The 13508-nt window shown below is 67.2% G+C and carries 14 protein-coding genes; 1 reads left to right on the forward strand and 13 read right to left on the reverse strand.

Translation table 11 applies throughout. The features are described 5' to 3' along the window. The 10 genes from RI841_RS08570 to ltnD form a co-directional block, all read right to left on the reverse strand. Positions 1–620 (reverse strand): NAD(P)-dependent oxidoreductase (locus RI841_RS08570; protein ID WP_310705176.1); only part of this gene is annotated, 620 nt, incomplete at its 3' end. A 14-nt stretch (positions 621–634) separates the two neighbouring features. After that, complete coding sequence (locus RI841_RS08575; protein WP_310705177.1) at positions 635–2095, reverse strand: aldehyde dehydrogenase family protein; 1461 nt, start codon at positions 2093–2095, stop codon at positions 635–637. A 23-nt stretch (positions 2096–2118) separates the two neighbouring features. Continuing rightward, a complete protein-coding gene (locus RI841_RS08580) occupies positions 2119–3393 on the reverse strand; it encodes a TRAP transporter large permease (protein ID WP_310705178.1) in 1275 nt (424 codons plus the stop codon). Next, the gene (locus RI841_RS08585) at positions 3390–3980 is read right to left on the reverse strand and encodes a TRAP transporter small permease (RefSeq protein ID WP_310705179.1); all 591 of its coding nucleotides are present in this window, start codon (positions 3978–3980) and stop codon (positions 3390–3392) included. The genes RI841_RS08580 and RI841_RS08585 overlap by 4 nt, the downstream gene beginning before the upstream one ends. 66 nt (positions 3981–4046) lie before the next feature. Beyond that, positions 4047–5048 carry a TRAP transporter substrate-binding protein gene (locus tag RI841_RS08590; protein ID WP_310705180.1) on the reverse strand — a complete coding sequence of 334 codons (1002 nt, stop codon included), beginning with the start codon at positions 5046–5048 and terminating at the stop codon, positions 4047–4049. A gap of 61 nt (positions 5049–5109) precedes the next feature. Then, positions 5110–6072 (reverse strand): D-erythronate dehydrogenase, encoded by a 963-nt coding sequence (denD, locus tag RI841_RS08595; protein WP_310705181.1) that lies wholly within the window; start codon positions 6070–6072, stop codon positions 5110–5112. A gap of 40 nt (positions 6073–6112) precedes the next feature. Further along, positions 6113–6907, reverse strand: a complete 795-nt coding sequence (otnI, locus tag RI841_RS08600; protein WP_310705182.1) for a 2-oxo-tetronate isomerase — start codon at positions 6905–6907, stop codon at positions 6113–6115. Between the two features lie 24 nt (positions 6908–6931). Then, positions 6932–7579 (reverse strand): 3-oxo-tetronate 4-phosphate decarboxylase, encoded by a 648-nt coding sequence (gene otnC / locus RI841_RS08605; RefSeq protein WP_310705183.1) that lies wholly within the window; start codon positions 7577–7579, stop codon positions 6932–6934. Next, positions 7576–8883, reverse strand: coding sequence for a 3-oxo-tetronate kinase (gene otnK, locus RI841_RS08610; protein WP_310705184.1), 1308 nt, complete (start codon positions 8881–8883; stop codon positions 7576–7578). Before otnK ends, otnC begins: the two co-directional genes overlap by 4 nt. A gap of 2 nt (positions 8884–8885) precedes the next feature. Next, on the reverse strand, positions 8886–9821 hold the full coding sequence (gene ltnD / locus RI841_RS08615) for an L-threonate dehydrogenase (RefSeq protein ID WP_310705185.1): 936 nt from the start codon (positions 9819–9821) through the stop codon (positions 8886–8888). 119 nt (positions 9822–9940) lie between these two features. Here ltnD and RI841_RS08620 point away from each other — a divergent pair, with 119 nt between their 5' ends. Beyond that, positions 9941–10972 (forward strand): LacI family DNA-binding transcriptional regulator, encoded by a 1032-nt coding sequence (locus RI841_RS08620; RefSeq protein ID WP_310705186.1) that lies wholly within the window; start codon positions 9941–9943, stop codon positions 10970–10972. Between the two features lie 180 nt (positions 10973–11152). Here RI841_RS08620 and purU read toward each other — a convergent pair whose 3' ends face one another. From purU to RI841_RS08635, 3 genes are all read right to left on the reverse strand, one after another. Beyond that, on the reverse strand, positions 11153–12019 hold the full coding sequence (purU, locus tag RI841_RS08625; RefSeq protein WP_310705187.1) for a formyltetrahydrofolate deformylase: 867 nt from the start codon (positions 12017–12019) through the stop codon (positions 11153–11155). Between the two features lie 49 nt (positions 12020–12068). Beyond that, the gene (locus tag RI841_RS08630) at positions 12069–12719 is read right to left on the reverse strand and encodes a sarcosine oxidase subunit gamma family protein (RefSeq protein ID WP_310705188.1); all 651 of its coding nucleotides are present in this window, start codon (positions 12717–12719) and stop codon (positions 12069–12071) included. Then, positions 12712–13508, reverse strand: a 797-nt coding sequence (locus RI841_RS08635) for an aminomethyltransferase family protein (RefSeq protein WP_310705189.1), incomplete at its 5' end; no start/stop codon positions are given. The genes RI841_RS08630 and RI841_RS08635, both read right to left, overlap by 8 nt.

A 13508-nucleotide genomic window follows, 5' to 3' on the forward strand; every position in this document is an offset into this window, starting at 1 on the left:
GCCGCATCGTCGATGCCCGCTCGGCGTGACGCCGCGGCCGCCTCTGCCAGTACCGCCGAGAAGCCCAGGGACACGAAATTATGAAGCAGCTTCAGGGTGTGCCCGGCCCCCACGCCGCCGGCATGGGTGATGTTCTCGGCAAAGCAGGCGAGCAGCGGCCGCATCTGTGCGAACAGCGAAGGGGGAGCCCCCACGATCAGGTTCAGGCGCCCCTCCTCCGCCTCCCGGGGAGTCCGGGTCATGGCGGCATCCATGAAGTGGCCGCCGGCCTCCGCCACCCGGGCGGCGACCCTGGCCGTGGAGCTGGGCAGCGCCGTGGAGCAGTCGATCACCACGCCCCCCGGTGCCAGACCCTCCAGCACCCCGCCCGGCTCGAAGAGCACCGCCTCGACCTGGGGAGAGCCGGTCACGCAGAGCAGTACCGCATCCGCGGCTGTAGCCACCTCGCGCCCCGTGCCGGCCAGATGGGCCCCCGCCTGCACCAGGTCGTCCACCGGCTGATTGCCGGGGTGCTCCAGAATCGAGAGCGGATAGCCTCCCCGCAGGATATTGCGGGCGATGCCGTGGCCCATCAGGCCAGCCCCGACCAGGCCGATACGCAGCGTCTGTGTCTGTGTCATCTTCTTCTCCCTGCTCATCCGTGGTGGATCGCGACGGTCTTGATGCGTGTGTAGCTTCTAAGCCCCTCGAACCCCTTTTCCCGACCATGTCCGGAGCGACCGACGCCGCCGAACGGCAGCTCGATCCCGCCGGCGGCACCATAGTTGTTGACGAACACCTGGCCGCAGTGCAAGCCCTTGGCCAGGCGCAGCTGGCGACCGCCGTCACGGGTCCATATGCCGGCGCAGAGGCCGAAGTCGGTGCCATTCGCCAGCGCCAGGGCCTCGGCCTCGTCGTCGAAGACCTGCACCGCCAGGACTGGCCCGAACAGCTCCTCGCGCAGCACCTCGTGATCGGCGGGGATATCGACCAGCAGCTGCGGCACCACGAAGTAGCCCCCGTCCGGAGCTCCCTCCGCCAGGCGGCCACGAGACAAGGTGCGGATGCCGTCCGCGTGGGCCGCCTCCAGGCGTGCCTCCAGCTTGGCCTTCTGGCGGGCGTTGATCAGCGGGCCGCAGTCGGCATCCGCCTCGCCGGCATCGCAGCTCAGGCTCCCGAAACGCTCGGCCAGGCGCCCCAGCACCTCATCGGCCACCTCGCGCTGCACCAGCAACCGACTGCCCGCGGAGCAGGTCTGGCCGGCGTTCTGAATGATGCCGCGAACCACGAAGGGCAGCGCTGCCTCAAGGTCCGCATCGGCGAAGAGGATCTGCGGCGATTTCCCGCCAAGCTCCATGGTGACCGGGACATGGTGTACGGCCGCGGCCTGGGCCACCAGGGTGCCGGTTTCCGGGGAACCGGTGAAGGAGAGATGGTCGATGCCCGGGTGCGCCGACAGCGCGGCACCGGCTTCGCTGCCAAGGCCGGGCACGACATTGAGCGCGCCCGCCGGCAGGCTATGTTCCACGGCCAGTTCGGCCAGACGAAGCACGCTCAGACAGGCATCCTCGGCGGGCTTGAGCACCACCGTATTGCCGGCCGCCAGGGCCGCGGCGACGCAGCGACCGAAGATCTGCGCGGGATAGTTCCAGGGGATGATCTGCCCACAGACTCCATAGGGTTCGCGCAGGGTCATCACTGCAAAGTCATTCTCGAAGGGGATCGTCTCGCCGTGCAACTTGTCGGCCGCGCCACCATAGAAACGAAAATAGCGCGCACAGGCGGTGATGTCGCCGCGTGCCTGGGTCATCGGCTTGCCGGTATCCATGCACTCCAGGGCAGCAAGCCGCTCATGGTCGGCCTCGATCGCCGTGGCGAAGGCCAGTAGCCACTCGCTACGCCGGCGGGCCGTCCAGCGCGACCATGCGCCGAGCTGGCCGGAAAATGCCCGGCCGGCTGCCGAGACGGCCAGCTCGACATCCGCCTGCTGGCAGCGCGCAATGCGGGTGAGGGTCTCACCGCATGACGGCGCCTCCACCTCCAGGGTCGCCTGAGTCGCAACCCACTCGCCACCGATCAGGGACAGGCTTGGGGGCATCTGGGATAGGGACTGCATGTCGTCTTTCCTTGTCATTATGATCAATAGAGCAGGTCGACCAGCCCCAGCGAAATCCAGGGCAGGTAGGTAATCGCGATCAGGCAGGCCAACACCACCAGCACGAAGCGCATCAGCCAGGGCAGCAGCTGGTCGACCGACAGCCTGGCCACGGCGCAGGCAGCAAAGAGGTTCACGCCCAGGGGCGGGGTGAACATGCCCAGCGCCAGGTTGACCACGACAATCAGGCCGAAGTGCACCGGATCGATCCCGTACTGGACTGCGATGGGGGTGAAGATCGGCGCCAGCACCAGAATTGCCGCCGACGTCTCGATGAACATCCCCACGATCAACAGCATCACGTTGACCGCCAGCAGGAAGGCGATGGGGCTGTCGAAGACCTGATTCACCCAGCCGGCCACCTCGCCCGGCAGCCCCGAGCGGCTGATCAGGAAGCTGAAGAGCGCAGCCGCCGCGATGATCAGCATCACCGCCGCCGTCGAGATCACACTCTGCTTGAAGATGGGCAGCAGCTCGGCCAGGGACAGCTCTCGATAGATCAGCCCGCCGACGATCAGGGCATAGACCACCGCCACGGCCGAGGCCTCGGTGGGGGTGAACACGCCACCGTAGATGCCACCGATCACCACCACCGGCATCAGCATCGCCAGCCAGGCGCGCTTGAAAGCGGTGGGAAAGTCGTGGCGGTCCTCGCGGTCGCGCAGACCATAGCCGCGTATCTTGCAGAACAGGTAGAGGAACAGCAGCAGGGAGCCCCCGATCAGCAGGCCCGGCCCGATGCCGGCGATGAACAGCTTGCCGATCGAGGTGTCGGTGCTTACCCCGTAGAGGATCAGCGGAATGGAGGGCGGGATCAGCACCCCCAGCTCGGCCGATGACGCCTGGATCGACGCCGCCAGCGGACGCGGGTAGTCGTGCTTGACCATGGCGGGGATCAGGATCGAACCGATGGCGAAGGTGGTCGCCACACTCGATCCCGATACCGCGGCAAACATCATGCAGGTCAGCACGCAGGTCATCGCCAGGCCGCCCTGCAGCCCGCCCACCAGGGACTTGGCGAGATCCACGAGACGGCGCGAGATGCCCCCCGCGGCCATCAGGTTGCCGGCCAGGATGAAGAAGGGAATGGCCAGCAAGGGAAAGTTGTCGATGCCGACGAACATCTGCTGCGGCACCAGCAGCAGGGGGAGCGGCGAGAAGAACTCGATGCCGATGATCGAGGCCAGCACGATGGACACGGCAATGGGCACGCCCAGGCTGAACAGGATGATCAGGGCCAGACCGATGGCGGCATTCATTGGCGTTCACTCCTGTCACGAAAAGAGGAAGCTGCGTCATCGGCCTCGGGTTCCCCCACCCTGGCCGGTGTCTCGGGGATCGCCGCCTCCTCGTTGGCCGGCCCGATGACTTCACGGCCGCTGGCCTGGGCCAGCAGGCGGGCCAGGACGGCCACCAGGGCAAAGCTCGCCCCCACGGGCATGGCGGCATAGGCCCAGGCAATCGATACCTCGAGGCCAGAGAGCATCTGGGTGCGTACCCGCCACATCATCGCCGTGCCGAAGTAGATCAGCACGACCAGGACGATCGAGCAGCACAGCGCGATCAACACTTCCAGCCAGACCAGCCGGCGTCCCGGCACTAGCTTGTAGATGACCTCCACGGACATCATGAAGCCTCCGCGGAAGCCCGCGGCCGCCCCCAGGAAGACGCACCAGACCATGGCCGAACGGGAGATGACCTCGGACCAGGTCGAGGGGGCATCGAAGACGAATCGCGTCAACACCTGGTAGAAGCCCAGCGTGACCGACACGGCCAGCATGAGAACGGCACCGAGCAGGGCCAGACGCGTGGTCTGGCGCTCGATACGTAGAAAGAGTTGCAGCATCTCGGCCACCAACTGTGAGGCAGGGCCCCGGCACCGCCAGGATGCCGGGGGGTTCGATTCAGCGGATCAGCAGTCGCTGGCACGGATTCGGTCGAGCATCTCGCTGCCGTACTGGTCGGTGTAGATCTGGTAGGCAGGCTTGACGGCCTCCTGGAACGGCCCCTTGTCGATATCCGTCTCCACGGTCATGCCGTTCTCGCGCAGCAGTTCCACGCCTTCCCGTTCGAGGCGCGATACCTCCTCACGCGTGGCCTCGGCCGACGCCTGGGCGGCCTGCTCGAACCAGCCGTGCTGCTCCTCGGAGAGCCCATCCAGAAGGATCGGGGAGCCCAGCACGGCCGCCGGCGAATAGACATGGCCGGTCAGGGAAAGGTGATCCTGCACTTCCCAGAACTTGGTTGCCACAATCACCGTGATGGGATTCTCCTGGCCATCCACGGTGCCCTGCTGAAGGGCCGTGAAGACCTCGGGGAAGGCCATGGGCGTGGGATGCACGCCCATCTGCTCGAAGGCCTCCATGTGCACCTTGTTCTCCATGGTGCGAACCTTCAGGCCCTCGGCATCGGCGGGAGTCTTCACCGCACGCTTGCTGTTGGTCATGTGACGGAAGCCGTTCTCGCTCCAGGCGAGCCCCACCAGATCATGGTTGCCCATCTTGTCGAGCAGTTCCTGGCCGATCTCGCCATCGAGCACACAGCGGGCCTGGTCGTAGTCCTCGAACAGGAACGGCAGGTCAAGCACATACGTTTGCGGCACGAAGTTGCCAAGCGGCCCGGTGGAGGTGATCACGACATCGACGGTCCCGATCTGCAACCCCTCGATCATGGCGCGCTCGCCCCCCAGGGCGCCTGAGGTGTGCTCCACCACCTCGAACTCTCCGTCACTGAGCCGTTCGAGGGTCTCCTTGAAGGCGTCGGCCCCCACCGAGTAGTGCGAGCTGTCCGACAGGGTATGCCCCAGGTTGATGGTCTGCGCCGCCTGGGCATTCAGGGCGGTCATGGCCAGGGCGGCGGTGGTGACACCGGTGATGGCGGTGGCAAGAGTACGGCGTGCGAAAGTGGCTTTCATTGTTATATCCTCGTTTTGCAGTGACACGCTTGGGAAGGACCCCGGGCAGGTTGGCCCGGGGTCAGGCACGTTCGTCCAGGAACGCCTCGACGATCTCGCGGAAGTCCTTGTCGCTGTGGAAGCCCAACTGATCGGCTCGCCGGGTAGTGAATCGCGCCGGCCAGCCGGTGACGATGGCCTGGATGCGCGCATCGGGCTCGTGTCGGACCCGGGCCAGTGCCTCGTCGCCACCCACCTTGCGCAGGGTATCGAGCATCCCGGCAACGCTGACGGTGATACCCGGCAGCATGAAGGCACGAAAGGGACCCAGCGCCTCGCCCGGCACCTCGGCCCCGTGCAGGAGCGCCTCGACCACCTTGCCCGGCGACATCACGAACATCTCCAGGTCGGTGGGGACCGGACAGATGGCTTCCTCGCCGTTCAGCGGCTCGCGCAGGATGCTGGAGGCGAAACTCGAGGCCGCTGCATTGGGACGACCGGGGCGGATCACGATGGTCGGCAGGCGCAACACCAGCCCATCGACCAGGCCGCGGCGGCTGTAGTCGTTGATCAGCAGCTCGCACATGGCCTTCTGAGCGCCGTAGGAGTTCTGGGGATGCAGCGCCGTCATGTCGTCGACTACCTCGGGCAGGTCTCCCCCATAGGCCGCCACGGAGCTGGCCATGATCAGCCGCGTCCCGGCCAGGCCATGGGAACGGCAGCCCTCGAGCAGGGTGCGGGTAGCATCGAAGTTGACCCGCATGCCGAGATCCAGATCCGCCTCGGCCGCACCACTCACCACCGCCGCCAGGTGATAGATCACGTCGGGCCGGGCCTTCAGGACCGGGTCCAGGGCGTCGGGAATGGTTATATCGAGCGCCAGGCAGTCGCTCTCGATGCCGGCCGCTTCGGGCCTGGGCGCCTCGACCTGGTCGATCAGCGTCAGGCGAGTGATGGCCTTGCCGTTGAGCTCGCCCCGGTCGAGCAGCTGGTTGACGACTCGCTGCCCGAGAAAGCCGGCCGCACCGGTGATAACGATATGCATGGGGTCTGGTGTCCTCTTGTTGTCTTGGTTCATGCGTCGCTCAAGGCCTCAAGCCCTGTTCCCGGCCCCACCCCAGGCCCTCGTGGGTGCCGCCGGCCGGACGGTACTCACAGCCCACCCAGCCGTTATAGCCGAGCGCCTCGAGTCGCGCGAAGAGGGCGGGATAGTGCACCTCGCCGACATCCGGCTCGTGCCGATGCGGCACGCCGGCGACCTGCACATGGCCGATCCGCTCGAACTGCCGCTCCAGGTGGCGGGTCAGGTCGCCTTCCATGACCTGGCAATGATAGAAGTCGAGCTGCAGCCGCAGGTTATCGGCGCCAACGGCCTCGAGGGTCGCCATCGCCTGGCCCTGCCGGGAGAGGTAATAACCCGGCATGTCGCGGGTGTTGATCGGCTCGATCAGCACCTCGCGATGGCACTTCGCTGCCTCACGGGCGGCGAATCGCAGGTTCGCCACATAGGTGGCCTGGTGGGCCGCCTGCGTCTGTGCATCGGCATCCGGGGGAAGCAGCCCCGCCATGGCATGCACGCGGGGACAGTCGAGCGCCTCGGCATAGCGCAGCGCCTCGACCACGGAATCACGAAACTCCGCCTCCCGGCCCGGCAGGCAGGCGATGCCTCGCTCCCCCGCCTCCCAGTCGCCGGGTGGCAGGTTGAACAGCACCTGCTCGAGGCCGGCCTCATCCAGTGCCCCGCGAAGCGCCTCGGGGGCATAAGCGTAGGGGAAGAGGTATTCGACACCGCGGAAACCGGCCTCTTCCGCGGCCCCGAAGCGGTCGAGAAAGTCATGCTCGGTGAACAGCATGCTCAGGTTGGCGGCCAGTCGGATCATGGTCGGTTTCCTTTTCGCATCGGGTCAGTCGCGGGGGAAGCGAGCCTCGAGCTCGGCCACCTGTTCCGGTGTCAGGGCGCGCGGATTTCGGCCGTGCAGCAGCAGATAGAGCTTGGCGGTCTCCTCCAGCTCCTCGGTGGCGTAGACCGCCGCTTCCAGGCTCTTGCCGGCCACCACCGGGCCGTGATTGGCGAGCAGCACGGCACTGTGCTGCCCCGCCAGGCCGCGCACCGCCTCCCCCAGGGCGGGATCGCCCGGCAGGTGGTAGGGCACCAGCGGCAGCTTGCCCACCCGCATCACGTAATAGGCGGTCAGGGGAGGAATGCAGTCACAGGGGTCGATATCAGGCAGGCAGGAGACCGCGACCGAATGGGTCGAATGCAGGTGCACGATGGCCTCGGACTGGGGGCGTTCGGCATACATGGCCATGTGCAGGAAGTGCTCCTTGGTCGGCCTGTCGCCCTCCTGCCAGCGCCCCTCGCCGTCGAGCCGCGAGATGCGCGCCGGGTCCAGCCGACCCAGACAGGCGTTGGTGGGGGTCATCAGCCAGCCGCCATCGTCCAGCCGCAGGCTGATGTTGCCGCTGGAGCCCATGGTCAGGCCTCTGTCGAACAGCGACTTGCCCAGCGTGGCGATCTGTTCACGCAGTCGCGTCTCGTCGTGTCGGCTCATGCGCTCCCCTCCCCTGCAGTCAGTTCCTCCAGCACGGTGAAGGCCCGGGTGAAGAAATCCTCTGCGCCGAAGTTGCCGGACTTGAGCGCCAGCGACAGCGGCGCCTCTCGGCCGGGCCAGGGTGCCTGGGTCCAGGGCACCCCCGGATCGATCTGGCCACCGATACGCAGCTGACGGACGCCCAGCGCAGAGACCACCGCCCCGGAGGTCTCGCCGCCGGCGACCACCAGCCGGCCCACGCCCTCATCGACCAGAGTGCGTGCCAGCTGGCCCATGGCCTGCTCCACCTGCTCACCGGCACGCTCGACCCCGAGCGCCGCCTGGGCCTCCTTGACTCGCTCGGGATCCGCCGAGGCATAGATCAGCACCGGGCCGCCGCCAGCCATCTGCTCGCGGGCGAAGGCCAGGGCCTCGGCCAGGTGAGACTCGCCGTCGGCCAACGCCAGCGGGTTCAGGGCGAAGCCGGGATGGTGCTCGAGGAAATGATCGACCTGGCCGAGCGTGGCACGCGAGCAGCTTCCCGACAGCACCAGCGCACTGCCGGCGGCCGGCGACAGTCGCCCCGGCTCGGAGACCTCCTCCAGCCAGCCCCGGCGGCGATACTGCTCGGGCAGCGCCTGTCCCAGCCCCGACCCGCCGGTCACCAGGGAGTTGTCGACCAGTGCCTCGGCGAGTATTTCGAGGTCCCGTTCGTCCAGGGTGTCGCAGATCACATGGCGCACGCCCTGTTCCACCAGGGCACGAAGATGAGCACGCGCGGCATCGGCACCACGGGCCAGCACCGACCGCGGCGCCAGGCCCACCGCATGGGGCGTCTGGCGGCTCAGGAAGCGCACAAGGTCGGCATCCGTCATCGGGTTGAGCGGATGGTGCTCCATCCCGCTCTCGTTGAGCAGGCGATCGCCGACGAAGAGATGGCCCTGATAGACGGTACGGCGATTGGCCGGGAAGGCCGGGACCATCACCGTCTGGGCACTCTCCAACCGCTCCAGGAGGGCATCGGCCACCGGCCCGATATTGCCGGCGTCCGTGGAGTCGAAGGTGGAGCAGTACTTGAAGAATATCTGCCTGGCGCCCTGGGCCTGCAGCCACTCCAGCGCTGCCAGGGACTCCGTCACGGCTTCGTCTGCCGGGCAGGAGCGGGACTTCAACGCCACCACCACCGCGTCGACATCACCAATATCTGTCTCGGTGGCCGGCACACCGATGACCTGAACGCAGCGCATGCCGGCGCGCACCAGGTTGTTGGCGAGATCCGTGGCCCCGGTGAAGTCGTCGGCGATGGCGCCCAGCACGATTGCCATGGTCAGGCTCCTTCGGCGTCGTTGGCGGCCTCGGGCAGCGTGATGCCCGACAGCCGCTCATAGACCTTGATCACGGCCGCGTCGTCCTCGCGGCCGAAGCCGGCCCCCTTGGCCGCGGTGAACTGCTGCAGTGCCGACGAGGCGACCGGGGTCGGCAGGGCCAGCTCACGCCCGGTCTCGTGGACGATGTTGAGGTCCTTGACGAAGATGTCGACGGCAGAGAGCGGGGTATAGTCGCCCTTGAGAATGTGCGGCACCCGGTTCTCGAACATCCAGGAGTTGCCCGCCGAGTGGGTGATCACCTCGTAGACGGTCTCCGGGTCGAGTCCCATGCGGATGCCCAGGGCCATCGCCTCGGCGGCGGTGGCAATGTGCACCCCGGCGAGCAGCTGGTTGACGAGCTTCATGCTCGAGCCCACGCCGGGCGTGTCCCCGAGGCGATAGACGGTGGCGGCCATGGCCTCGAGGGCGGGTGCCGCCAGGGCGAAGGCACTCTCGGCGCCCGAGGCCATCACCGACAGCTCGCCGCTGCGCGCCTTGGCGGCGCCGCCGCTGATCGGTGCATCGAGCATCTCGAGTCCCGCGTCGGCGAGCCGCTCGCCCAGGCGACGCGCGATGCTGGGAGCCACCGTGGCACACTGCATGATCAGCCCACCGCGGCGCAGGGACCCCACGACCCCCTGGTGGCCGAACAGCACCTGCTCGACCTGATCGGCATTGACCACCACCAGCAGCACGATGTCGCTGCGGGCCGCCAGTGCCGCCGGCGTCTCGGTGCTCTGCCCGCCGCGCGCCTCGAAGGCCTCGCGTGCCTCGGCGGAGATATCGCAGCCCATGACCTCCAGGCCGCTATCGAGCAGCGCAGTGGCCGTGCCCATGCCCATGGCCCCCAGGCCGACGACGCCGATGCGGGGCCCCCCTGTGGTTGCATCGCTCACCTGCTGGCCTCCTGATGGTGGATTCATCCCCGTGACTGGTAGCGCTAACATGTTAGCGCTACCATCTTTCTAGTTGATCGCATTCGGCGCAGCAAGCCATGAGCACGAGGGCACGACCAATGTCTAACTCGAATCCGAGTCCGCGACGGCGGCGCGGTTCCGACCAGCCCACTCTGAAGCAGGTGGCCGATGCGGCCGGGGTCTCTCCCATTACCGTGTCCCGCGCCCTGAACACGCCGGAGCGTGTCAACGAGGACACGCGTGCTCGCGTGATCGAGGCCGTGGAGCGACTGGGTTACGTGCCCAACCTGGTGGCCGGCAGCCTGGCCTCCGCCAGTTCCCGTTTCATTGCGGTGATCGTGCCGTCACTGGCCAATGCGGTGTTCATCGAGGTGATCCGCGGCCTGCAGGAGACCTTCGAGGCACGCGGCTACCAGATTCTGCTGGGCAACACCGATTACGACCTGGACCGTGAACATCAGCTGGTGCGCACCTTCCTGGGCTGGTCCTGTTCGGCGCTGGTCACGGCAGGACTGCGCCACAGCGACGCCTGTCTCGGCCTGCTCGGCCACTGGGACAAGCCGATCATGGAAGTGATGGAACTGGGCGAGGCCCTGGATCTGAATGTCGGCCTCGACCACCGGGAGGCGGGGCGCTGCATGGCCCGCCACCTGCTGGGTCGCGGCCACCGCTCGATCGTCTATGTGGGGGCCTGCCTGGACAGGGACTACCGCGCCGGCATGCGCTTCGCGGGACATCGCGAGGTGCTCGAGGCCACTGGCCTGGACGCCCCCCTCATCGAGCTCGACCGGCTGGGCAGCCTGGAGGCAGGTGCCGCCGGACTCGATCGGGTTCTGGGCGGCTTTCCCGGGGCAAGGGCCATCCACTTCGCCAACGATGACCTGGCGACCGGCGCCCTGCTGCATGCGCAGCGTCTCGGTTTGCGGGTCCCTGAAGACATCGCCATCGCCGGCTTCAATGGCCTGCCGCTGGGCCAGCACGTCACGCCGCGCCTGACTACCATCCAGTCACCCCGCGAGGCCATGGGCCGACTGGCGGCAGAGCAGGTCTTGAGACGGCTGGATCACCAGCCGGTGGCGCAACGGCAGCAGGACGTGGGCTTCACGCTCATGGTCGGACAGAGCACCTGAAACAGGGAGACCGAGGGCCCGTCCATTATCATCCGGTACCTCGCCCCCGCCTGGAGGGCATCCCGACACCGGCCTACGGCCGGCAGGAAGTCCCTCATCCGTCCTGATCACCCCCGGAAAAGGGCCAACACGCCAGGCACGGTCCTGGCGACAGAGCCAGCCGCGGGTTCGTGAAGACCGCTACCGATCGAAGACCACGGTGCGCTTGGCGTGCAGGAAGACACGGCGCTCCACATGCAGGGCGACGGCCCGGGCCAGGGTCAGGCACTCGACGTCGCGCCCCTTGGCGACAAGGTCCTCCGGGTAGTCGGTGTGACTCACCGGTTCCACGCCCTGGGTGATGATCGGTCCCTCGTCCAGGTCGTCGTTGATGTAATGGGCGGTGGCGCCGACCAGCTTGACGCCCTTCTCGTAGGCCTGGTGATAGGGCCGTGCGCCCTTGAAGCCCGGCAGCAGCGAGTGGTGGATATTGATCGCTCGGCCGCTGAGCCTCTCGCACATGTCGCTCGAGAGCACCTGCATGTAGCGCGCCAGGATCACCAGCTCGGCGCCGGTGGACTCGACTACTGACCACACCTGTGCCTCCTGCTCGAGCTTGGTCTCGGCCGTGATCGGAAAGTGGTAGTAGGCAATCCCGTGCCATGCGGCCAGGTTCTCCAGGTCCAGATGGTTGGAGACGATGGCCCGGATATCGATGGGCAGCTGACCGATGCGGTAGCGATACAGCAGGTCGTTGAGGCAGTGGTCGGCCTTGGAGACCATGATCACGACCGGCATTCGACGTCCCGGTGGGGTCAGCTCGAAGGTCATCTCGAATTCGGCGGCGCGCGCGGCGAACTCGACCTGGAAGGCCGCCGCATCGAAATCCGCCTCCTCGGGACGAAACTCGGTGCGGATAAAGAAGCACCCGCTGAGCCGATCATCGAAGGAGTGCTGTTCGGTGATGTAGCAGCGACTCTCCTTGAGGAAGCGTGTCACCACGTCCACGGTCCCCAGCCGGCTCGGGCACTGGGCCGCCAGGATCCAGCGATTGTTGTTGTCCTGCATCTCATCTTTCTCCCGAAGCGGGGCCCGGCAGATGCCGGCCCCGTGACGATCACTCCTCGACGCCGATGGCGTACTCGGCGCCGGCGTCCAGGATCCAGCGATAGAGATAGTCGGCGAAGCTTCTGCGCAGCACCAGCTCCCAGCGCCCCTCTGTGGGGCGGCGCAGGATCAGGTTGGCCTTGGCGAACACCGTGGTGACGCCCTTGCCCACCGGAAAGGCCTCCGGGTGCACGTCGTAGGGCGTCGACTTCATCAGCAGCTCCCGGGCCTTCTCACCCGTCAGCTCCAGCAGGGTCTGGCCGCCACTGGCGTTGACGATGGCATAGTGGGCATCGCCCAGGGCCTCGCGCAACCGCGTCTCGAGCGTGAACTCCTCGCCGCCGGGCACGATCACCAGCCACTCGTCGGGGGAGAGCCACTGGATCGAGCGCTCGCCACCCTCGTCCAGGGTCAGGGTGTTGGGGCGGCCCGGCAGGCCGACCCCCAGCACCCCGCGCACCGCCTCGTCGAGGACGATGGCGCCGCCGCGCAGGATCAGGTGGCCCGCCATGGCACGCTCGCGAAGCACCACGCGGCTCTTCTGGCTGACCGACGGGCGCCCGCTGTGGTGGTAGGACCAGGCCAGCGGGGATTCGGCCGGAACCTCGCCCTGGGGGCGGGCATCAAAGAGGTTGTACCAGGTCGCGGTTTGCTCAGACATTCTGGCGCTCTCCCTTGGGATCAACAAAGATCGTGCCGACGATTTCCGCAGCGTGGGTCTTGCCGTCGGCCATGGGCAGGTAGACCGTCTCCCCCATCCGGTCATGCCCGCCCTTGACGACCGCCAGGGCAATACCGTGGCCGAGGATGGCGCTGTAGTAGCTGGAGGTCACATGGCCCACCATGGGCATCGGGATGGCATGGTCCGGGGCGAGGACGATCTGCGCGCCCTCCTCCAGCACCACCTTGGGATCCCTGGGCCTGAGGCCCACCAGCTGCTTGCGGTCCGCTCGCCGGGTGTCGGAGCGCGACAAGGCACGCTTGCCCACCCAGGCGTTGGGCTTGTCATAGCCGATGGCCCACTGCATGCCGAGGTCCTCCGGGGTCACCGAGCCATCGGTATCCTGGCCGGCGATGATGAAGCCCTTCTCGGCGCGCAGGACATGCATGGTTTCGGTGCCGTAGGGCGTCAGGCCATACTTCTCGCCGTGCTCGAAGAGCGTCTTCCAGACGTGCATGGCGTAGTTGGCCTGCACGTTGATCTCGTAGGCGAGCTCGCCGGTGAAGGAGATGCGGAAGACCCGCGCCGGCACGTCCGCCACCTTGCCCTCGCGCCAGTCCATGAACGTGAAGCTGTCGCGGTCGAGGTCGATGTCGGTGATCTCGGCCAGCAGCTTGCGCGCCTCGGGGCCGGTCACCGTCATGGTCGCCCAGTGGTCGGTCACCGAGGTGAAAGTGACGTCCAGCTCCGGCCATTCGGTCTGGTGCCACAGCTCCAGCCACTCCATCA

This window comes from Halomonas sp. (assembly GCF_031581305.1).
GTDB lineage: Bacteria > Pseudomonadota > Gammaproteobacteria > Pseudomonadales > Halomonadaceae > Halomonas.

Coding starts and splice junctions, on each gene's coding strand:
- RI841_RS08575 (WP_310705177.1), bottom strand. CDS start 2,095: ATGCAGTCCCTATCCCAGATGCCCCCAAGCCTGTCCCTGATCGGTGGC.
- RI841_RS08580 (WP_310705178.1), bottom strand. CDS start 3,393: ATGAATGCCGCCATCGGTCTGGCCCTGATCATCCTGTTCAGCCTGGGC.
- RI841_RS08585 (WP_310705179.1), bottom strand. CDS start 3,980: ATGCTGCAACTCTTTCTACGTATCGAGCGCCAGACCACGCGTCTGGCC.
- RI841_RS08590 (WP_310705180.1), bottom strand. CDS start 5,048: ATGAAAGCCACTTTCGCACGCCGTACTCTTGCCACCGCCATCACCGGT.
- denD (WP_310705181.1), bottom strand. CDS start 6,072: ATGCATATCGTTATCACCGGTGCGGCCGGCTTTCTCGGGCAGCGAGTC.
- otnI (WP_310705182.1), bottom strand. CDS start 6,907: ATGATCCGACTGGCCGCCAACCTGAGCATGCTGTTCACCGAGCATGAC.
- otnC (WP_310705183.1), bottom strand. CDS start 7,579: ATGAGCCGACACGACGAGACGCGACTGCGTGAACAGATCGCCACGCTG.
- otnK (WP_310705184.1), bottom strand. CDS start 8,883: ATGGCAATCGTGCTGGGCGCCATCGCCGACGACTTCACCGGGGCCACG.
- RI841_RS08620 (WP_310705186.1), top strand. CDS start 9,941: ATGTCTAACTCGAATCCGAGTCCGCGACGGCGGCGCGGTTCCGACCAG.
- purU (WP_310705187.1), bottom strand. CDS start 12,019: ATGCAGGACAACAACAATCGCTGGATCCTGGCGGCCCAGTGCCCGAGC.
- RI841_RS08630 (WP_310705188.1), bottom strand. CDS start 12,719: ATGTCTGAGCAAACCGCGACCTGGTACAACCTCTTTGATGCCCGCCCC.